Here is a 20,120-nt window from a genome sequence, read left to right as displayed (position 1 = left end):
CCTCCTTCCTAAAGATCAAATGGGTTGCTGCCACTGTTCATCTGGCGCAGTTTTGCTTCACTGATCATTTCATCAAATAATGTCCTGCGATTGATCTGGGCTGTAAAATGCATATTACCGCCGCCCTGGTTCCCACCAGATTCCTCCCGAATGATTTTACGGAGCAATCCTTCCGGTGCCTCAATATTATTTCCCTGCTTCTGATCACCCAGGACCGCAAGAAACTCTGACCTTGGCGGGATAACTGCACCGGTAGCAAGGTATGGGATCGTGTTGATCCTTGGCAGATTCAGCCAGGATCTATACCTCTGGCTCTGTTTTGTTACCGGATTTTCGTAATTGTAGGTGAATGTAAAAGCGTTTTCCACACCAGCTAATGCACGGTTGATGTTTCCAACTGTGCCATTGATCCGGTCAACCACACCGTTCAATTCTCGGGCAATCCGGTCTGCTGCTGTCCCTGCAGCCTCTGCCATGTCCTCCAGATGATCTGTAACTTTTTTGGCAATCCTATCCCAATAGGTTCCGGTATTCCTGGATATATCGCCCCAGCTTCTCTGGACGGTGGACTTTACGCTGTCCATTTCCCTTTTGGTGTCGGAAGACATGGAACCCACGTTGTCAGATACGGACTTATATGCTCCACCCCACTTTTCAGAGGAAGTCGTTTCCACATCCGCAAATGCGTCATCTGTATCTTTCTTGATGTTCTCAGCAGAGGTACCGATTGTTTCAGCTGCCTCTTCTGTTTTCTTTGCCGCTGTGCCAATCCCTTCAGAAGCTGTTTCTACAGAATCATTTACTTTCTTAATGGCTCCATCTGCAGATTCACTGATATCCTTGGAATGCTCTTTCGCTGAATCGGATGCTGTCATTAAGGACTGCGGGAAAAGAGTATCAAGGATCTTATCCACATTCTCTGTAGAAGTACCCACATTTTCAATGGCAGTTTTCACAGCTTTATATGCCTTTTCCGCAGTTGCTCCGGAAGCTTTCTGCGTATTTAGGGCTGTATCGATACCGTTGAGCTGATCCGTTGTCAGTCCAAGTTCAATACCAAGCTCCTGTAACTTGTCATGCATCCCCTGATACTGATCGGCAGACAGCTTTGTAACATCCTTAGCTTCTGTCGTCTTATCTTTCAGATACCCGATAGCAGCTGTAATAGCATCAATTTCATCATCCGTCAGGCTTGTCTGGGTCTGTAACGTACCAAATGCCCCCTCAAGTTCAGAAGCATTAACACCAGCATTGTACAGAGCGTCACCAAGCTTCTTCCCATATTCTTCCGGGGTTGATGTATCCTCCAGCTGCTCGTTGAGGAAAAACAGATCCTGCCTGGTATCACCGGAGATTGTTCCTGCATCCTGCAGGTTCTTTGCCAGTTCCTGCATGGTTGTGCCATAGTGGGACACTTTTCCATCTCCACCCTGCAGTTCATCTCCCCACGCGGCAAGCTTTCTTGTTCCTTCGCCCATTCCTGCAGCAATCAGGGCAAGAATGCCGGCGGTTCCAATGAAGGATCCTAAGCTGGTCGCAAGAGCTCCAATGCCTTCACTTCCTGCTGCAGTAGCTGCTGCTTCGCCTAGATCACCAACGGCCTCTGTTGCCCCTGAAAGGCCGGTTGACACAGCACTTTCCACTGCTGTGGCTAACGCCTGTGTATTCTTTTCCATGATAAACTTGGATGCCAAAGCGCTTATAAGCTTACCTGCCAGGGTACCGATGCCGGTAATGCTGTTGATCTTTACCGCCCCAAAAGCAACAATAAGCCCCGCCAGGATCTTCCCAGAAAGCCCATCTTCACCATTCCAAAGCCCTGATAACGCACCACCAATACCATCAATGATCGCACGGCCTACATCTTTCAAAAGCCTCAGCCATGGGAGCTGTGCAATAAAGGTACCAATACCCTCCCCCAGATCATAGAACGTGTTATCATCAAGGCCGGCCTCTATGCAGTCACAAAGGTTATTTAAGAAATCGCCAAAAACTTTTCCGTTATCTTCCCACTTGATCCCATTGATCAGCTTTTCAAATCCGGTTTTCAGGTTTTCCTTAAAGCCATCCCAGTCAAATTCCTCATTAAAGCCCGCAAGGATATTGAACGCCCCGTTGACCACACCAACAATAGCATCTGCAATATCAGACATGCTGATGGTCTGAAACATGGCCGTCATGGCTTTCCCGATACCATTTCCAAGAGCCCTCCATCCGGTGATCCCCGCACCGTCTTTCTGCCCCATTTCCATCACAAATCTGGAAAGCATCCGCCATGGAATCATAAACTTATTTCCTAACAGGGTTCCAAGGGCTTTCCAGTCAATCTCTCCGATCATCACTCTCAGAGCCTTTGCCAGGCCTCGCCCGATCTGTGCAAAGTCAATTCCGCCTGTTCCGATCAGCTGATTAAGGGTATATACAGCAGTATTCAGTCCGGCTCCCAGTGTCCGCCCTAAAAGTGGCCAGTCAATATTTGCTACAAGGCTGTTAAATGCAGTCGTGAATGCGGTTGTGAACGCCGTGATTTTCGGTCCCACATTATCCCAGCTGATCACGTTATACACATACTGCAGTCCGGTATTGATACCATCTGCGATATATTTTCCAAGGCCCTCCCAGTCCTGTTCTTCCACAAGCTTTTTGATCTTATCTGCCAGATCTTTGATGGTAGAATTGATGGGTACCTCCTCGAACATCTCACTTGGAGACGGCCCTTTATACTTTGTGGAGCCAGTATCATCCGTTTTCTTATCGTCATACCTTTGGATCTCATCAAGACCACTAAGATAACCGGTCAGGGATTTCTTAGCCTTTTTCGCATTTTGTGAGGTTTTGTCCAGACTGGCAGCGTAATCTTCCTGTGCAGCCACGGCCTTGGTAAAAGTGCTCTGCCCTGAAAGTGCTGCTATGAACATTCCTACATAGGTCAAGGCCTTGGAAATCTGGTTGATAAATGTAACCAGGATCGGTGACACCACGGACAGGATCGGATTAAACGCTGTAGCAAAGCTGTTTTTCAGCTGGGTGAGCGCCGTTGTCAGTGCTGATATACTGTTGTTGGTAGTTCCGCTATACTGTGCAAGGTTCTTGAACCCGTCAACGATCGCTGAACGCAGCTTATTGAAAAGCACAAACAGGGAGCGGATTCCCAGGCCGTACTTCAACAGGTTCTTTAGCGACAAAGTCGTTTTGTTTGCAGACTTATGGATTCCAAAGATACCCGCAGACACTTTTTTCAGCCCCCGCACCACCGTTCCACCAAATGCAGATGCAAGAGCCTGTGCCTTTTTCAGTATAAAGGAAAATGTTTTCTTTAAACTGTTAAGGGTAGCCGACAGGATACCGGTGCTTCGTGCGTTTTTCCGGACAGAACTATCCAGCCCATTTAACGCTTCCCTATATTCATCAATCTTAAGCTTGATGGCATCGTATGAGGTCCCCAGGCGTGAGTTCATCTGATCCAGTTTTTCCTGTTCTGCCACTAATTGGTCAGCTGTATCCTTGTACTCCTGTGAACTTTCAGGGTTATTATAAGCGGTTCCATTCTGTTTCATTTCTGCCCGCTTGTTTTGGATAACATCCATTTTTTCTTCAAGCTGATCCAGTTCTTTCTCAAGCGCCTTAAAACTACCTGATTCATTTTCGGGAACACCCAGTTCCTTCCACTCAGACAGCTTGCTTTCTACCTCAGCCCCCTTATCCGCCAATGTTTCCAGTTCGGAACTTAGTTTTTTATACTCATCTGTCTCAACCTTCACCTCGGACAGCTGCGTCAGCTTCTGTTTCAGGCTTTCTACTTTCTGTGTTTGTCTATCATACTGGGAACCTAATCTGGAAAAAGAATCTATCTGCTTTCGGATAGCCAACTCGGCAGTCTCCCCAATTCCTTTTACGCTTTCGGCCATTTTTCGCAGAGATGCTTCCAGCTTTTGCATACCGGCCTTTGCCCCCACCTGATTCACGGTTACATCGATTACAAGTTTTCCATCAGCCATATTTACACCTCACCTCCTACAGCCATTTTTCCAGATTGTCCATTTCTTTTTTCTGTTCCACACTGATCTTCTTCTGCAAGGTGATCAGATCCTTATTTGCATTCAAAAATTCCTTTTCCCACTTTTCCAGCTTTTTATGTTTTGCCTTCTTCTGTCGGATATTGACCACCTGTGAAAACAGGCAGTCACCAATCTCCATATAAGCCCCCAGGAATGTCCACCAATGAAGATAGGGAAGCGCACGGATCTCACACCCCTGAACCCGGTTGATAGCAGGAATGATGATCTGGGCATCCTGCTGCCAGTCCATGGAATGGGGCTTTTTCTTCCCATCATCCTTCATTCCCATATCAATGAAGTCCAGTGCCTTTTCACAGGCTTCTGCGAAGTCTTCCGGTGGTATTGTCCGGTAGTCCTCATAAAGGATCTGTACCATGGTGTCACTCCTCACCAAGGCAATCTCCTCTTCTGAAGCATCTGGCAGAAAAAGATCCGGGTCGTTCATGGCTTCCAAAATATCCAGAACTACCCGGAAATCTGTCCGTATCTTATAATCGGTACCACTTACACACAGGGAAGTGGGTAGCTTCCACGCATCCATTACTTATGGTACTTTGCCGTATATTTGTTCTGGCGGCTCTGTACCTTTTTAAGCCGGATGTTCATCTCCGCTTCGATCACCTTACCCAGCTGTTCCACAATCTCCTCCACATACAGCTTCCCGTTTGCAAGCGGCGTAAACGGATTCATCACGGAAAAAATAGCGGTAGAAATGTCGGCGTTAAACAGCCCATCCAGCTTCTCCTTCAAGCCGTCCCCAAGCTCAAACAGTGCCTCCTGGGTTTCCAGTTTCTTCTTCGCCGCCTCATTCAAATATTCCACCACCTTGTCATACCGGCGGGCAATATCAATGTCCGCCGGATTAAAGGAGATGGTAAACAGATGGTTCCCTTTTGCGTCAAGAAACTCATATTCCTCAATGGAAATATTGGTTTTTATCTGTTTTGCCATGGTCTATGCCCTCCTTATGATCACGCAGTTGCGTCCGGTGTGAACGTTTTTGTAGTCACATTCCAGGTTCCCTTTACCCTGTTTCCTGCCTTATACACAGTAAACGGTGTCTGGATACCGGATGTATCGCCGCCCACAGAATTAGGAATGATGTAAACATCTTCCTTATAAGCCCAAACGCTGGTTGGAGCTGCATCCTCTGTGGCTCCCGGTTTCAGCAGCACATCCACCATTGTGGTTTTGCACTTATCACCGGTAGCCCTGGTGTTGGCCAGCTCAAGGATCTTATTGGACAGAGCATCATCGTAATCCTCATAATAGAACGGATCCACATCTGCCTGGGCTTCATATCCGGAATGGTGCACGGACTGCTCACCCAGGATATTTTTCTTCAGTTCAACGTCCGGATTCAGTTCTTCGTTGTATTCTTCCAGGTCTTTGCCGATCCGCACATAAGCAGCTGTTTCTCCTCCAAAACTGGAATCCAGATAATGCGCCAGATATTTTCTTTCAATCATATTTTTCTTCCTTTCTGCCCATCAGGGCTTTAAAAATCATTTGCAATGGTCCGGTAAACGATCCGTGCCTGGATCATGTACCGCGCCAGTCCTTCCTGGTAATTCACCCCGGACAGGTTAGGCATATTCTGCAGGTTTTCCATTTTCTGGATCCTGCATTTTTCCCCAAAGTCCGGGTAATTCTTCTGCCTGTCCTGGTCTTCCAGCCAGTCCATAAAAGCCTGTGCAAAATTCATTGCTTCCAGGTTCAGGTCGTCCTGCCCGGAAGAATAGGCCTTTACAATGATAATGGAAAATCCATAGGCTTTTTGTTCATCCCCACACACGTATCTCTTCAGAACCTTATCTGAATACTGTGTCACCAGGGAGAAGCTGTCAGGGGATTCTGGGGAAAAGTTAAAGTTAAGGATGTCCCCGCACAATTCCTCAACCTTTGGTTCGAAAAATGCCTTAACAGCATCATGTTTTGTCATGACCGCCCTCCTTCAGATACCTTGTATATGCAGCTGTCAGTTCGTCCTTCCTTGCCGTCATCATGGCCTGATCCCAGTGGTCCGTTGCAAGAGGGTGCCGGAATGTGCTGTATTTCAACTTCCTGCCTGTGGGTGTCTTATGGGGTGGTGACCAGAACCCCATAAGTTCCCCACCGTCATAGATTGGAATATTGGGACCGTATATCTCACCCATATACTGATAGTGTGCATAAGGGCTGTTATAAGTGATATATCCTGTATCTTCATCGGCCGTAATGTCCACGTTCTGGGCAAGTACCAGGTTATCGGCCGGCACATATGGATCCATTAAAGCAGCCGCCTGGTTGGCAAGAAACAACATTCCCTGTCTGCCGCCAAGCTTCTTCTTTACAATCTCTTCCGGCGTACCGTTCCATTCAACCTTCACGTCCAAAGATCATCCCCCCAGTCTGTAATGCTTTGCCAGCGGAAATGCCGTATTATCTGAAAAGGCTGTCACTTTAAATGCATCCGGCTTGCATCTGTTCAGCACCTGCGCAGCTGTGTGCCCTGCAGTTCCATTGATCTCTTCGCTGCACTCCCCAAGGACAACAAGATCATCCTGGGAAGCTGTAAAGTGCCCCTCCGGATCCTTTACATATTCTGCATAGGAAAGATACCGTTCATCCTTTGGGATCCGCACCACATAGGTATTCTGGACGCTTGCCTGGGTACCGTTAAAGCCTGTATTTACCTGTGATTTCCAGAAGCAGTTATGGAGCACCGTCCGGTTCCAGTGTTCCTTTTTATCCGTGCTGTCGCCGGCACGGATCCGGTTGTACAGGGTAATGGTGCGGGTATAATTCTGGTTCATACTTACACCCCCTGATACAAAAGTCCGGTGTTCCCCAGATACCGGCAAATGATCTCCTTCGTCTTCCTGGCTTTCCCTTCCTCTGTGAAGTTTGACTGGGACAGGTCAAAGGTTCCGGATTCCCCGTCATTGGAAAATGATGTAAGGATGCCGCCCTGTTCAGATGCCTGCTGTGAGACCCTGTCCGCCTGATACAGCAGTTCTGCAAGCTCACAGGTACAATCTTTCACTTCGTCCGTAATAAGCCCGAAATTGGAAGCCAGACGACTAAAGGTGTACTGGTTCAGCACACGTTCTGCCTGTTTTTCCCAGTATGGATATACTGCTTCTGGCACTGCCGGGGAACGCCCCAGCAGATAGCCGTCAGTATAATAACCATAATCAGCGTACATGGACGTTCCCTCCTTTATCAGGACTGTGCTGTAAGGGTGATCGCCTTTGTTACCGCAGTGGATGCTACCGTGAAGGTTTCAGTCACTGTGATGAAGCCTTTCTTGCTGATCTTCGCAGTGTATGTACCTGCACGCAGGTTAAACTCTGCTTTTCCATCAGCTCCGGTCACAAGGATTGCACCGTCTACGTTAATTCGTGCACCTGCATACGCTTTCGGGCTGGATTCTGCGCCATCCGTTACAGTAAAGGTAACTTTCTGGGTAGTAGCAGGAGTACCCGGCTCCAGGTATGCAAATGCACAGCCGGTACGGTCTTCGTTCATCCGTGTAGCCGGATTCGGAAGTGCCCAGCCCATACGGAATACAACACGAAGTGCGGTCATATCCTGCTGTGCCAGGTTGTACACGATTTCCTTTGTTACCGGATCCTGGATAACACCCTGATCCAGAATCTTCACGGTTACGTCCTGACGAATGGAGTACACAGCCTGACCGAAATCACCAACCACAAGCTGAGCGATTTCCGGATAGAAGCCTCCATTCTCCGGGAATGTGATGGGCGCACCGTCCAGGGTATACCTTGCCACATCCTGCATGTTGCTCTTGAAGATTGGCTGTCCTGTTGTGTCACGAAGGCCACGGAGCTTTGCCTTAAAGTTCATCGGTGCCACAGCTCCAGATACGCCGAAGCCGTCTGTTTCTACTTTGGCAAATACGCCGCCATCTCCAAGGATCAGGTCATAATAATCTTTTCCGGTGGCAGCAGCCACATTGTTTCCTGCCTGCCTTGCCAGGGTAATGATATCTGCCTGCCACTCCCTTGGGCGGTTATCCCCAAAAATAACAGCTGCATCCACCTTCTGGCCAATGGCCTCCATGATACGTGGGGTGATCTCGCCAAAGATGTCAAATTCTGTGTCAGAAAGTACTGCATCCGGGATCGGCACGATTACAGCCAGCTCACCGGCATTCAGATATACGTTATCCCATGCCTGTCTGGTGGTCTGCTTCATGCCTGTATCGCCGTCTACCCAGTAAGCAGTTGGCAGGAAATCAAGTACACGGATCCTGGTCTGATTGCTGGTCATGTTGGGAAGCTTTCTTGCCATCCCCATAAATACAGAATTTTTCGGCGCATCCTGAAAAATACTGGATACAATCTGTTCGCGGATAATCGCCTCCGCATCGGCTCTGTTTGTAATATTTACTGGCATTCTTTACTCTCCTTTTCCGAGCAGGGATCTCAGTGCTTCATTCGCCTGCTCTTTTTTAGTCTGAACATCATTGTTAATCCCGGAAGTGGATGAAACCACCCTGGGAACCTGCACATTTGACTGGAACAGGTAATCATTGTCTTTCTTCAGGGCTGTAAGCGCTGCTTCAATGTCCTGCGCCTGATTCTTGGATGCTTTTAAAGTATCCACATCTAAAAGAGCCATAATCGCCTTTTCATTCCTTCCGGACGCTTTCCGGATAGCGTCTTTAACAGAAGCATCAAAGGCATAATCGGACTTGATCTTCTCAATCTCTGCGTCCTTGCCCTGAAGCTGCTTTGTCAGATCGGATACTTTTGTCTGTAGTCCGGCTGCATCGATTCCCTCTATAGCTTTCAGGGATGCCTGTGTTGTATCCAGCTGGGTCTTATAGGAATCCCTTTCTGCTTTCAAAGGATTTACTTCTTTCCCGTACTCTGACATAACAAACTCAACCTGTTCTGCTGTCAGTCCCTGTGCTGTTAAATCTTCTCTTTTCATTTTCCTTTTCCTTTCTTTTACTCTTGGTTTACGTGTGTGAGCCACGGATCACCGACTGTTTTACGTCTGATCAGCTGACGAAAGCATAAAAATAACACCCAGCATAACGCTGCGTGCTTTACCACTGTTTAACGGACAGCTCCGAGATATTCAGGATCACCTCCTTCCTAGGCTTCTTCGTAAGTCTTCAGAAAGATATCCGGCTTGCAAGGATACAGCTCCCCGTTCACACCCTGGATGATATAATCCCCCAGGCGTGCGTGCATCCTGCCTTCCAGTGTCTGGATCGTACAGCCGTATACGGAGATATGTCCGTCATTTAGGCTCCGGTCAATCCAGACCTTTTCATCTGCCACCGCCTGGGTGAACCAGGGAGGAGATTCATATTCTGGATCATCCGTCAGCTGAAAGGCTTCCACGACTACAGGTTTCTTTCGGTATTTCATCGTTCTCACCTCCTCACTTGCGCCGGCGCAATTATTCCTCCAGTCGGTCAATATTATATTCTACAGCACAAGTATGTTCAATCTTACACCCTCTAGCCTTACTCCAACCTGTTACAAAATATGCAACGTCTGCTGTAGCTAATAGCTTCAAAGATTCACCCAGATACCAAAGCGGTTTTGCATCCACTGGCGCTGACTGGAAGAAAGAATCAATAACCTCTACGGTTTCTCCTAACACTCTTTCTGCGCTTCTGACCGCTTTCCTACGTTCTGCAAGAATTTCCTCATCTGTCTTTCCTTTCATTGGCTGACTGATAAATAATTTTTTCATCTCTCATATCCTCTCTTTCTTAAAAATGGGTATAAAAATACCACCGGCCATTTCTGACTGGTGGCATTAATCCTCTCTATGATTCGGGCACTTTAAACAAACTTGCTTATAATCACTCTTCTTCAACACTTTATCTGGAATGGTCCAGTCAGGTGCCAAACCTTCGACATTCATGTGAATATCAAAACATATTCCATCTTCGATTTCCATCCCCATTAATGGACAATTAACCTTTATTGGTTCCATATTTTTCTGCCACCTCCCTAATCTTCAACGTCGGTTCGTCAAATTGTTCTTTCTTAAAGGCTGTTCGGATATTATTATTTTCCATATCCACGTATGTTGCACCGTTAGGTCCATAATAGTTTATGAATCTGCCGTTCCAACGTGTCAGAGAAATGTCTGCTTCTTTAATGAACTTCTCTGCCTCAACTCTGGTAACTCCGTGTTCTCTTTCTGTATTAATGTGAGCTGTATCAAATGTAAATTCTGAAACATCCACTTTCTCTGGGTTTATCTTCGGTACACCTTTTATCTTCGCTTCTGATAACTCTGTCTTTATTTTATCATTTATTTCAGATTCTTCAAGAATTTTCTGTTCCACCTTCGTTGGCATGAACTTCCCACTCAGACCGTCCTGCATGATCCTCTTTTTCTGTCCCGGAAGATCCATCTTTTCAGAAAAATCCTTGTAAGTCTGCATCTGCCCCTGATACCTGGCCTTTGCGGCAATGATTTCCTGTTCATCAGCCCCGCCTTCTTCCAACAGCTTTATCTTCTGGCGCTGTGCACGCATGACGCGCTCCATCTTCCTCTGCTGTTGGAGAGCTTCATACACGGTGTACTGCTTTCCGTTATATGTCTTTGGTGTGTTTTCTTCCCGGTTCATCCGATCCAGCTGTTCATCTGTATAGCGCCGTACAGAAACCCCGGGGATAAATGGCCGGTAATCATGGTAGCAGTTCCACCCAAGAAGACCTGGACCGGTACCAAGACCACAGATATCAGTCAGCTGTTGCTTTGTGTACACCCGCCCCTGCCATGGCTGATGGGTAGGTCTTGCGCCCCTGTGATAACTTACCTCGTACATATCTGTACCAAGCTGTGAAGCTACCTGCTCATTGATCTTCGCCTGTACCTGCCTAAAGCCCGTCAGGATCGCCCTTCTGGCTGCCACATCCACCCTGTCATGGTGTCCGGAATCATAATCTATATACCGGATGCCTGAAGCGGTCATCTGGCCCACTGTTCGTTTTAGCACCGTGTTATAGTCAAATGCCCCTGACCGGATGTCAATCACAGCCTGATCCATTGTGGATCTGTAATAGTCCATCAACGGTGAATACTGGAGCTTCCCTGATGCTGGATCACGGATTGCAAAGCCCATAGAGCCAGAAATATTCTTGTATTCCCCCTGCAATTGCGCTTTTACAGCCTTTACCATCTGTTGCAAAGGCACATTCTCATCAAATGGGATCTGCTGCATGCCTGCCAGCTTATATGCCCTCTCGTGACTATAATACTGCTCATACACTTCATCTGAAAAAACCTTTTCCATTTCCTCATTGGATGCTTTCAGTGCCTCTTGGATCCATTCACGGATATCTTTCTCAGCCAGCCCAAGCCTCTGCAGTCTGCTGATCTGCCAGTAGGCAGAAGCTGTTGCAAAGCCTGCTTCACGGATCCGGCGCACAATGTCCATCATGATCCGAATTTCCAGGCTTGAAAATATATTGCCAGTCTTCACCGCCAGCTTTTCGATCTCCCCCTGTGTCATTCAACCACCGTATCCTCTGGCAGCTGTATGGCTGCCTTTGCCTGTTCTTTTGTTTCCCCGTACCACTTAGCACGGTACTCCCACAGGGACATTGCTCCCATGGAAACGTCCAGCCTGTCAGACTGCCGTTCTGACTCCACATCCGTTACGATGGAATCGTCCCAGTCAAAAGAAGTCTGGTATGTCCCGGAAGGGCACAGATGATACAGATCACACCAGAAAGCAATTGCATCCACCAGATCTTCCAGGGCGTGCTGCAGTGCCGTCTGGCAGCTCTGCACGAAAGAATACGACCGCTGTTTACTGGCTTTTATCTCCTCTGCAGTCTTGTCCGTATTGTTCGGGTCTGAAATCGTCCCATATGCCAGATTGCAGTCAAATTCGATCATCCTCATAAGATGATTCCAACCATTGAAGTAAGATGTATCCCGGATATCCGGCGAGAAGGTATCCATAAACGGTTTATCTGTTGCGCCGGTATTATACTCCACTGCCCGGTACAGCCTTTTCTTGCCTGCAGGATACTCAAAGCTGTCCGTGTCCTTCCTGTACTTCAACAGGCTCTGTGCAATGTGTACGGCCGTCTCCTTACTTTCGTACTCCCAGTTGATCTGCGAATACCGCCGGTCTGCCTCCTGCAGATGTTCTACGGCTCTCGAAAACACAGCTGCACCTAGCGGGCTTTCAGAATCCTGATTGTTTCCAAGCGGAACCCTAAAATAACCAAAAGGCAACTTATCAGTTCCTGCAATCGTGATCTCCTGCGCCAGGTCTGACCAGCGGGCAACGGATTCCACAGGCACCTCTGTTCCAAGCATACCCTCTGTCTTGGAAACAAATGCCCGGTTCCGGATATTCAAGGTACCTTCTTTTAGGGTATGTACCTCTATCCTGCTGTATATCTCATTGTTTTTCCGGAACTGGTCCAGGAATGCACACTTTGTAATTTTTTCCGTATCAAATTCCAGAGGGAAAAAGTTGTCTGCCTGGATGTACTGGATAGATATGCCGTCTGCATTTACATACGGCTTAAAGACCAGTCCGCCTTTTGCATCTGCATATTCCACCTGGATCCGCAGCTTCTCTATGACTTTCTGGTAAACCTCGTCCATGTATGAAGCCTTTGCGCTTCCAGATACTTCACTTTTTACTTCCAGGACCGTCAGTCTGGCGAGCTCTCCTGATACAGCAGCCGCAATCCCTGCGCTCTGCGTTGTTTCGTTGACCCACGGAGGTCTGCCTTCATACATCTTTGACCACAGTTCTATGTGTGCTGCAGTCCTGCCGCTCATTGCATAATCAATCTGCTCATCCTTATCCAGGATCTTCCGCAATGCCTGATACATATTTGTATAATTCATATTCATCACCCGTACCTGATGAGCTGGCTGATCTGCCGCTCGATCGTATATTCAAAACTGTCTAATGAGTCAATGTCACTGGTTCCGTCATCAAGTCTTACATTCCTTGTCAGCTCCTTGGGATCCCACACTGCAGTGCACAGGGCATTTACAAGGCTGTCACACTCCCCATCCATGTATGCGAAGCGTCCCTGCGCCATCAGGATAGATGTTGCATTGATACGGTCATTGATCTCTGTTTTCAATGCGTTCTCAACTCTGACCCAGCCAAGGCCATTCTTCCTAAGGCTGCTGCGGATCCCGGCGATCAAGGTCTGTTCTGCGCTGTCTGCATAGACCACTGTTACATATCCGTAACGGCTCAGAATCCTCTGCACAAAATTGCAGAACATCCTGCCAAGCATGTCCGGATCAATCTCTATGGCATTACCGCTTTCATCCTTGCAGCTGATCCGCTCAGAAGCTAATGGGATTACCATCTGGAAGCCTCTTGTGATCGCTGTGGCTGTAAAGGAATGACCGGAACCGGATCCACCAAAGTCAATGCCAAGATTGATCTCCATGATATCCTTCGGCTTATCCTTTATGGCAAAGCTGAACTTCTTCGTGCTGATATCATCCGCAAACCTGCGGAAGATCAGACCGTTGGCAACCACACGCATCCCCTTGATATCACGCATGTACCAGATAGAATTTACATCATACCGGCTCTCAATCTCATGAAGACGTTCTTCTGTGATATTGATGTTGTCATAGATGGTGCAGTGCATGTAATTATAACCGCCTGGGAAGTTGCCCTCTTCCTCCTGCTTCTGGTATCTGTCAATGTACTCTGAATAAATGGCAGCCCTTGGGTTATCCGGGTTCAGGTCCCAGAACACTTTCAGGCGTTTCGCTGCAAGCTGACGGTTGAAAGCCTCTTTAATCGTATTATCGTGATGCAGGTTGATTTCTGTTGCGATCCACATTCCGTAGGAGTTACCACGGATTTTCTTGTAACTGTCTTCTTTGGCACCGCCTGCAAAGATCACGATCTTCTGTTTGTAATGCGTTGCCGGCCCCTTGACGAACAGTGCTTCATTGTCCTTGTACTTTCCCCAGTGGCTCTGGCCGCGGAAGATCCATTCAAGTCCCATCCCATTGCAGTCCCCTATGTTCATTTTGGCGTTTGCCATAGTAGACCCTGTTGCCAGATGGATCCTGTCCGGTGTGGTCTTCAGCTCATGTGCAAAAGCAAACACGTTATCAACAGTCTTGCCGGCACGTACAGCACCTTCTGCCACGTTATAAGAGCACTTCTTGCATCTTCGGATATAATCCTTATGCTTTTCAGAGAACCGATAAGGGATTGTCTTCTTCCTGACAAAGTTACTTATCACCGCCATAGATCTCCCCCTCTATCTCATCCAGGTCCTCAATCTCCTGGTTATTACCAGTAATCTTTTCTGTTTGAGCTTTCATCTGAGCGATTTTAGCTTTCTGTTCTTCAGTTCCCATATCCATATGATCTGACAGCCATTGAAGGGCTTTCATCCGATCTGAAAGTTTAATGCTGGCTCCGTCCTTTCCTCGTCGTACTTCCGCAAGAATGGTTCCATCGACTCCAGAAGATTCCTTAAAATGAACAGTATTTACCGTTTTGGTTAACTGTTTTTCTTCTCCTGTTTCCGGATCCTTTATTTTAACGGGGCCATATATAGCCATTACAGGAACTTCCTCAGTTCCAAACTTAAGATAATCTGTAATATCGGCAAAAGCTATGTCCATATACTTCTGGAAGATATCTGATTCAGAAAAAAATTCTCGATTTAAGCGCTCCTTCTTCAAACGTAAGATTTCTTTTTTTACTCTAGCATTTCCTAGCATCCTCGAACCATTCGCCGCTGCCGTTAAGTAATCAACTTCATATGCTTTCTGATATGCTTTTGTAGCGTTAAAACTCCGAATATAACAAATACAAAAAAGCCGCTGTTTGTCAGTCAGATCAGAATTTTCAATTACCCGCTCAACTTCACTCTCAGCAGCTTTCTTCTTTTTTACTTTTTTCTTTTCCGAACGTTCGCTTTTCTTATCCGAACGTTCGTTTTCCCACTTATGAGTACACTTCCATCTCCGGACAGTGCCCTCTGGCAGATTCAGTTGACTTGCAATCTCAACCAATTTCTGCCCCTGCAGGTACATTTCTTTTGCCTGCTCTATTCTCTTGTCCGGCGCCCTGGCCATGTCTCATCACCTCGTGTTTGTCGTTTTGTCGGTATAACAAAAGCAGCCCCGAAGAGCTGCCTGTGTTGTGTTATTATTTTAATGACTCAAACTTTAAAAACTCGTGTGAATCTACTATCATTCCAATCGTTACATTTTATGCCTGCACTTTTACTCATTGTCCTTAACAAAGTAATTAGCAAATCATCAGTTATTTTTGTATTTTTACCATTTATAGCCAACCATAAATTGTCAAGAGCTTTCATAACCTCTGGGTCATCATGAAAAACTATAATAACTCTGTTTAAAGCCCTTGTAAGTCCTTGACAATTAATATCTAATGCATTTAATGTAGAGCCCGTCATTTGATACTTATAGCCAAATATATCATCTACAAGCTGTTGTTTTCGTCTCTTTTTCTCGGCTTTTGCATTTATAACAAGAGTTATGATAGTCGCCAATACCCCTGAAATAATCGCTCCAACCAATGTTATTGCAATTTGTTCTTCTGGCATAAAAAAGTCCTCCCACATACATTTTCTTCCATCATACTACAAGACGCCCCGTATTTCTACAGGGCGTTAGCAAAAAATGTATGTAGTTGGGATAGCTTCTCTTGAAGCCAATCGGAACAGATAGAATCGAACTACCACCACGCTGGATATAAGCCAGCTGCTCTACCATTGAGCTATGTTCCGGCAAATCAACCGCCAGGCTGTAGCACCCGGCGGCCGTCTTTACGTGAAGAGTGTGCTTCCGGCCTTATGAGCCTTCGGCTTCATTGTTATTATAAACCGAAAAAACCGAAATTACCGAAAAAAAAATTATTTTATGTCCATCTTTTTTAAATACGCATCCCTTATACACACTCTTGGATAGTCCTCATTCTGTGGCATTCCTATTTTGTGCGCTATTTTCGGCCAAGTCATCCCATCCCGGTAAAACATCTTGAACACACATCTGGTCTGGCCATCTGGGATATCGTCAATCCATTTCTCCACAGCTTCGGCCTGCACCTTTTTCAGATTCAGCGTCCTCTTCCGGCGGTTGTATTTCTCCTGATCGAACCCAACTACCGTCTCCGGCTTCTTGGATCCGTTTTTCCCATTCAGGATCACACTGTTCCCCATGCCTTTGTCTGTCAGCCACAGCTCATTCAACTCATACTCAAGAATGGGGATCTCCCTTTTTATTTTTCGGTAGTTGTCCAGGAGCTCCCTGGTTATCCTGACTTCCACTGATGCCACCTCCCACGCGCATTTTTGCAAGTTCCCAATATGTTGGCGATCTGGTTATTCCTCCGGGAAGTCTTAACTCCACCACATGAGGATACAATGCTTTGACAACGGTCTTCACATCTCGGATCACCAGTGCCCCGTCTACACCCTCTCTTTTGGCTATCCGGATTGTAATGATGTCCCCTCTGTGGATCTTGTGCTGCTCTTCCAGATCACGCTGCTTTCGTTTCCACTTGTCCACTTCAGAGATTGCCTGATCAGCTGTGGGGTCTTTGTAGGCTTTCATGTTTCGTCCTCCTTGTATGGTTCCGGCAAGTGCATCCAGGCAATAATACTGTCCTTCGCATAATATTGCGCTTCTTCCAAGCTATACCAGCCATGTCCAATTGGATATCCTAGTACAGTTCTCTTGCAAGAGCCATATCCTACCATACAAACTTTTATTCCATTCTTAAACGTCACCAGATACCTTCCGTCTTCCTCTGGAAGTCTTTCTGTGACCGGAATCCAACCATTTTCTTTCTCGCCATCTATATTTTCGATGAAATCTATGATTTTAACTCCAAGTTCATAAGCTGTTCCATCGAAAGGTCTTCCATAAGGATTTATTGTCCTTTTTATGTAATCGTATATTTTACGTTTATCGCTCATGCTTCTGCCTCCTTATCTCCTGGCAAGTCCCAATCCATCGGGGCTAAATTGCCACATACTACATGTGCACAGCATCCCTGGCATTCAGGGCCTGTATCTTCATGTTCCTTGCAATACTGTTTTAGTGTTTGCAGGGCTTCTGTTACTTCCTGATCCGTGATCTTCTGCTGCTCTGTACTGATGATCTCAATCATTCTGTATCCTCCTGTAATAATTCTGGATTGTCAAAAATGTTACCAATCACCTCAACGCATTTTCTTCTCACAACATAGAATCCAAGATTGCAGAAATCGGTTCCATATTCTTTTCCGAACACGTAACTATAATCTAAAGTCCAATCTCCTGTGTTCATTTTCACAACTTCCGGATATATCTCTTTGCGATCACAAATATCATTTTCCCAGATTTTATTGCCGTTTTTGTCGCAAAGTCCCGTGAACTGGCAGAGCGTTTCTGGAACAATTTCATAATTGTTTTGTCTGCATGATTCTGAATTTACAATACTATAAATAAAGTATAATCCATGTTTGCGAACTACATATCCCTCAACCCATTCGCCATTATCAATCCGTTTTGCTTTAAAAAGAATTTCTCTCATATCACACCTCCTTCGGTTTTTCACACCGCTCAAACTCAATCACCCAGACCCACGGGTTCGTATCCCATCCGTAGCGGTCAAGGTCGGATTTCTTGATGGTGGAATCCCATACATCGGGAAAACCAAGTGCTGTTGATGTATAATCGAAACATCCCTCTGCTTCTGCATCATCGTCTGTGATATCCTGCAACCGCTCCACCCGTACATCCGTAACCTTCAGCCAGATTCTCGCCGCTTCTTTCGGCATGTGGATGGATGGTCGCCACGGCGCATGATCGTGTTTCACTCCATTTTCATCAACATATGTATCGAACGGGATTGTATCTGTTGCTGCATAATAATATTTCCCCGTATCCTCAATGACCTGTTCATTTCCATCCAATTCATATAGATACTGCCATGTTTCTCGAACATACAGGAGGTCACCTGGCTGATACGGCAATTTGTAAAATCCTTCGCCGTATCCATCGGCATACACCCCTCTACAAGATATATATCCTTTAGAAGTAAATGCTGTATATCCCCACATCGCATCATCCGGAATGTCATCTTTAACAATCCTTCTGGTACAGATCTTTCTTCCGTCCATGATTGCCCGAACCATCTCGGTATTGAATAAAATAGGTTTAATTGCCATCTACTCCACCACCTTTCACGATTTCATAAATAATATCATCGTGATAATTTCCGTTTTTATCTCTTATTGAGTCTTTTAATATATGCTTTTTACCATTATGCAATTTGCAAAACTTATCATAATGTTTTTCAACAGGATTTCCACCAACCATTCTCCATTCAATACGGCGAAAACGTGGAATAAGTTCTTCTAACTTTTTATATAAGTCATTACCTATAATTGGATTTCCTCTATCAAAAGAAACTAATCCAAAATTATAGACTTTTGAGCAATAATAATCTGCTTTATACGAAAGATAACCAATGAGTTCACCAGCATTATTTACGATCGCATAATCAAAATCACCATCGCCAGGAATATCCTTAATATTAGGATACCATTGTGCCAAACAGCCAGTATAATAAAACATATCTTTTGTATAATATAATTTCTGAAATTTCTTTTCGATTTGTTCTTTACATAATATTGCAGGCACTAACATTCAACTCCACCACCTTTTACGATATCAACTGCTTCATTCAGACATTGGGCTGTATACCAATCGCCATTATCAATCTGCTTTGCTTTAAAAAGAATTTCTCTCATTTTGCGCTCCCTCCTGGCCGTCCCAGGAACGTCCTCATCATCGCATCCCGCCAGTCACTGTGCCAGCTATCACAATGATCATCATCGTCAATCAGCTGTCCTGTGCGGTCGCATAAACCGTTGTCATTATCTTTGCAGGTCTTACAGGTTTTGTTTGCTTCCATAAGTCGCCTCTCAGTCTGTTTTTACGTTAAAATAGCATTCCTCAAACTTATCAAGAAACGCATTTCTTGCATCTTTATAGCCCTCGACATATGCCTCTAGTTCTTCCAAGTTCATAGGTCTGGATGGTAATACAGTAACATTGTCTATTTCATCATAGATATACTCTTTTTCACCTTTTGTCATTCTTCATTTCCTCCAACTTCTTCTCAGCTTCCTCGTGGGTGAGAAAACTTTCTACAGTATCTGCAAGTAAATTCAAGGACTTAATAAATGAGTCCGTCAATGCTGTTCTGCTTAGGTTTTTAGCAAATGTTCTAACAAGTCTTATAGCATCTTTGAGTTTCTTCTCATCTTCAGTTACGTCTGATGCTTCTACTAATTCATATCCCGGTGTAAGGCTGGCATTTCTTGTTAGTTCTTTATTGCTATAGAACTTTAATATATCCGGGATCTGCTGTTTTTCAAAGAGATATGGATACACTTCTTTTCCGCCGTACCATCTATATCCTTGTTCCTTTGCTACTTTCAGAATATTTTTATACTCTTCATGTGTTCTGACTAATACGCATTTATTTGCCAGATCAATCATCTACTTCACCTCTTTCATCCAATCCTGAAATTCTTTCATACAATCAATCGGGGCATAAATCCATAGCGGTATGTGAATAAAAATGTCTTTGATAGTCCAAATTTAATACCATAATCCCATTAGGATTCTTTTCGTCATCCTCAAAATTGTACTCCTCGTACAGTTTTTCACATCTGTCACATTTCTTTGCGCATGCCATTAATCCTTCTCCTCCCAGTTCTTACACTCATTACACCTTCTTTTGCTGCTCACCAGTTTTCCTTTGATCATTGACAGCCTTGGACAGCTTGGATGTACATATACTGCTGTCTGTCCATATTCTCCTGTACTGTGTTTACAGGTTTTATATTTTTCCTCCATAGCCTCAGCTCCTTATCGTTTCATACAGTTTCTTCTTGGCGTTGTATTTCAGTGCAACAGGCATACCGCAGTTTATACAGTTCAGTTCGATCAGATCCGCAGTCTCATTCGTAAAATATCTTAGCCAGCTGCCGCATTCACAGTTGATAAATGCCAGTTTTAAATCCTTTAACTCCGTCTT

The 20,120-nt window shown here is 45.6% G+C and carries 30 protein-coding genes and 1 tRNA gene; all 31 read right to left on the bottom strand.

Features of this window, described 5'->3' with window-relative positions:
- Positions 1-8: 8 nt before the first annotated feature.
- Positions 9-3,998 (bottom strand): coiled-coil domain-containing protein, encoded by a 3,990-nt coding sequence (locus OCV61_RS02760; RefSeq protein WP_158420565.1) that lies wholly within the window; start codon positions 3,996-3,998, stop codon positions 9-11.
- Positions 3,999-4,014: 16 nt separating this feature from the next.
- Positions 4,015-4,599, bottom strand: coding sequence for a Gp15 family bacteriophage protein (locus OCV61_RS02755; protein ID WP_158420564.1), 585 nt, complete (start codon positions 4,597-4,599; stop codon positions 4,015-4,017).
- Positions 4,599-5,009 carry a hypothetical protein gene (locus OCV61_RS02750; protein WP_158420563.1) on the bottom strand — a complete coding sequence of 137 codons (411 nt, stop codon included), beginning with the start codon at positions 5,007-5,009 and terminating at the stop codon, positions 4,599-4,601. Before OCV61_RS02750 ends, OCV61_RS02755 begins: the two co-directional genes overlap by 1 nt.
- A 20-nt stretch (positions 5,010-5,029) precedes the next feature.
- Positions 5,030-5,527 (bottom strand): hypothetical protein, encoded by a 498-nt coding sequence (locus OCV61_RS02745; RefSeq protein ID WP_158420562.1) that lies wholly within the window; start codon positions 5,525-5,527, stop codon positions 5,030-5,032.
- Between the two features lie 29 nt (positions 5,528-5,556).
- The gene (locus OCV61_RS02740; RefSeq protein WP_158420561.1) at positions 5,557-6,000 is read right to left on the bottom strand and encodes a hypothetical protein; all 444 of its coding nucleotides are present in this window, start codon (positions 5,998-6,000) and stop codon (positions 5,557-5,559) included.
- Positions 5,987-6,427: a minor capsid protein gene (locus tag OCV61_RS02735; RefSeq protein WP_262582658.1), complete on the bottom strand. Its 441-nt coding sequence runs from the start codon at positions 6,425-6,427 to the stop codon at positions 5,987-5,989. The genes OCV61_RS02740 and OCV61_RS02735 overlap by 14 nt, the downstream gene beginning before the upstream one ends.
- Positions 6,428-6,436: 9 nt before the next feature.
- Complete coding sequence (locus tag OCV61_RS02730; RefSeq protein WP_158420559.1) at positions 6,437-6,853, bottom strand: DUF6751 family protein; 417 nt, start codon at positions 6,851-6,853, stop codon at positions 6,437-6,439.
- Positions 6,854-6,855: 2 nt separating this feature from the next.
- On the bottom strand, positions 6,856-7,245 hold the full coding sequence (locus tag OCV61_RS02725) for a head-tail connector protein (RefSeq protein WP_158420558.1): 390 nt from the start codon (positions 7,243-7,245) through the stop codon (positions 6,856-6,858).
- A 17-nt stretch (positions 7,246-7,262) separates the two neighbouring features.
- The gene (locus tag OCV61_RS02720; protein WP_158420557.1) at positions 7,263-8,459 is read right to left on the bottom strand and encodes a phage major capsid protein; all 1,197 of its coding nucleotides are present in this window, start codon (positions 8,457-8,459) and stop codon (positions 7,263-7,265) included.
- 3 nt (positions 8,460-8,462) lie between these two features.
- Positions 8,463-8,999, bottom strand: coding sequence for a phage scaffolding protein (locus tag OCV61_RS02715; protein ID WP_158420556.1), 537 nt, complete (start codon positions 8,997-8,999; stop codon positions 8,463-8,465).
- A 167-nt stretch (positions 9,000-9,166) separates the two neighbouring features.
- Complete coding sequence (locus OCV61_RS02710; RefSeq protein ID WP_158420555.1) at positions 9,167-9,445, bottom strand: hypothetical protein; 279 nt, start codon at positions 9,443-9,445, stop codon at positions 9,167-9,169.
- A 31-nt stretch (positions 9,446-9,476) separates the two neighbouring features.
- On the bottom strand, positions 9,477-9,776 hold the full coding sequence (locus OCV61_RS02705; protein ID WP_158420554.1) for a DUF4406 domain-containing protein: 300 nt from the start codon (positions 9,774-9,776) through the stop codon (positions 9,477-9,479).
- Between the two features lie 66 nt (positions 9,777-9,842).
- Positions 9,843-10,022: a hypothetical protein gene (locus tag OCV61_RS02700; RefSeq protein WP_158420553.1), complete on the bottom strand. Its 180-nt coding sequence runs from the start codon at positions 10,020-10,022 to the stop codon at positions 9,843-9,845.
- Positions 10,003-11,553: a phage minor capsid protein gene (locus tag OCV61_RS02695; protein WP_158420552.1), complete on the bottom strand. Its 1,551-nt coding sequence runs from the start codon at positions 11,551-11,553 to the stop codon at positions 10,003-10,005. Before OCV61_RS02695 ends, OCV61_RS02700 begins: the two co-directional genes overlap by 20 nt.
- A complete protein-coding gene (locus tag OCV61_RS02690; protein WP_158420551.1) occupies positions 11,550-12,914 on the bottom strand; it encodes a phage portal protein in 1,365 nt (454 codons plus the stop codon). Before OCV61_RS02690 ends, OCV61_RS02695 begins: the two co-directional genes overlap by 4 nt.
- Positions 12,915-12,919: 5 nt before the next feature.
- The gene (locus OCV61_RS02685) at positions 12,920-14,299 is read right to left on the bottom strand and encodes a PBSX family phage terminase large subunit (protein ID WP_158420550.1); all 1,380 of its coding nucleotides are present in this window, start codon (positions 14,297-14,299) and stop codon (positions 12,920-12,922) included.
- Positions 14,283-15,137 (bottom strand): terminase small subunit, encoded by an 855-nt coding sequence (locus OCV61_RS02680; protein WP_158420549.1) that lies wholly within the window; start codon positions 15,135-15,137, stop codon positions 14,283-14,285. The genes OCV61_RS02685 and OCV61_RS02680 overlap by 17 nt, the downstream gene beginning before the upstream one ends.
- 86 nt (positions 15,138-15,223) lie before the next feature.
- Positions 15,224-15,631, bottom strand: coding sequence for a DUF6680 family protein (locus OCV61_RS02675; RefSeq protein ID WP_158420548.1), 408 nt, complete (start codon positions 15,629-15,631; stop codon positions 15,224-15,226).
- 111 nt (positions 15,632-15,742) lie between these two features.
- Positions 15,743-15,814: transfer RNA gene (locus OCV61_RS02670), tRNA-Ile, on the bottom strand.
- Positions 15,815-15,940: 126 nt separating this feature from the next.
- On the bottom strand, positions 15,941-16,354 hold the full coding sequence (locus OCV61_RS02665) for a hypothetical protein (RefSeq protein WP_158420547.1): 414 nt from the start codon (positions 16,352-16,354) through the stop codon (positions 15,941-15,943).
- Positions 16,284-16,640, bottom strand: coding sequence for a hypothetical protein (locus tag OCV61_RS02660; protein WP_158420546.1), 357 nt, complete (start codon positions 16,638-16,640; stop codon positions 16,284-16,286). The genes OCV61_RS02665 and OCV61_RS02660 overlap by 71 nt, the downstream gene beginning before the upstream one ends.
- Positions 16,637-17,005, bottom strand: coding sequence for a DUF551 domain-containing protein (locus OCV61_RS02655; protein ID WP_158420545.1), 369 nt, complete (start codon positions 17,003-17,005; stop codon positions 16,637-16,639). Before OCV61_RS02655 ends, OCV61_RS02660 begins: the two co-directional genes overlap by 4 nt.
- Positions 17,002-17,199 (bottom strand): hypothetical protein, encoded by a 198-nt coding sequence (locus OCV61_RS02650; protein WP_158420544.1) that lies wholly within the window; start codon positions 17,197-17,199, stop codon positions 17,002-17,004. Before OCV61_RS02650 ends, OCV61_RS02655 begins: the two co-directional genes overlap by 4 nt.
- Entirely contained in the window at positions 17,196-17,603 is a 408-nt protein-coding gene (locus OCV61_RS02645; protein WP_158420543.1) for a YopX family protein, read from the bottom strand. Before OCV61_RS02645 ends, OCV61_RS02650 begins: the two co-directional genes overlap by 4 nt.
- Before the next feature lies 1 nt (position 17,604).
- A complete protein-coding gene (locus tag OCV61_RS02640; RefSeq protein WP_158420542.1) occupies positions 17,605-18,240 on the bottom strand; it encodes an ASCH domain-containing protein in 636 nt (211 codons plus the stop codon).
- Positions 18,230-18,721: a hypothetical protein gene (locus OCV61_RS02635; protein WP_158420541.1), complete on the bottom strand. Its 492-nt coding sequence runs from the start codon at positions 18,719-18,721 to the stop codon at positions 18,230-18,232. The genes OCV61_RS02640 and OCV61_RS02635 overlap by 11 nt, the downstream gene beginning before the upstream one ends.
- A gap of 100 nt (positions 18,722-18,821) precedes the next feature.
- Positions 18,822-18,989 (bottom strand): hypothetical protein, encoded by a 168-nt coding sequence (locus tag OCV61_RS02630; protein WP_262582629.1) that lies wholly within the window; start codon positions 18,987-18,989, stop codon positions 18,822-18,824.
- Between the two features lie 10 nt (positions 18,990-18,999).
- Positions 19,000-19,173 (bottom strand): hypothetical protein, encoded by a 174-nt coding sequence (locus OCV61_RS02625; RefSeq protein WP_262582628.1) that lies wholly within the window; start codon positions 19,171-19,173, stop codon positions 19,000-19,002.
- On the bottom strand, positions 19,160-19,579 hold the full coding sequence (locus OCV61_RS02620; protein ID WP_158420540.1) for a hypothetical protein: 420 nt from the start codon (positions 19,577-19,579) through the stop codon (positions 19,160-19,162). Before OCV61_RS02620 ends, OCV61_RS02625 begins: the two co-directional genes overlap by 14 nt.
- 43 nt (positions 19,580-19,622) lie before the next feature.
- Positions 19,623-19,778 (bottom strand): hypothetical protein, encoded by a 156-nt coding sequence (locus tag OCV61_RS02615; RefSeq protein WP_262582627.1) that lies wholly within the window; start codon positions 19,776-19,778, stop codon positions 19,623-19,625.
- Complete coding sequence (locus OCV61_RS02610; protein WP_262582626.1) at positions 19,778-19,939, bottom strand: hypothetical protein; 162 nt, start codon at positions 19,937-19,939, stop codon at positions 19,778-19,780. Before OCV61_RS02610 ends, OCV61_RS02615 begins: the two co-directional genes overlap by 1 nt.
- Between the last annotated feature and the right edge of the window lie 181 nt (positions 19,940-20,120).

This window comes from Blautia ammoniilytica, from assembly GCF_025566965.1.
Lineage (GTDB): Bacteria > Bacillota > Clostridia > Lachnospirales > Lachnospiraceae > Blautia_A > Blautia_A ammoniilytica.
Note: the sequence above shows the minus strand (reverse complement) of the source record. Positions and strands in the feature narration are given on the sequence as shown.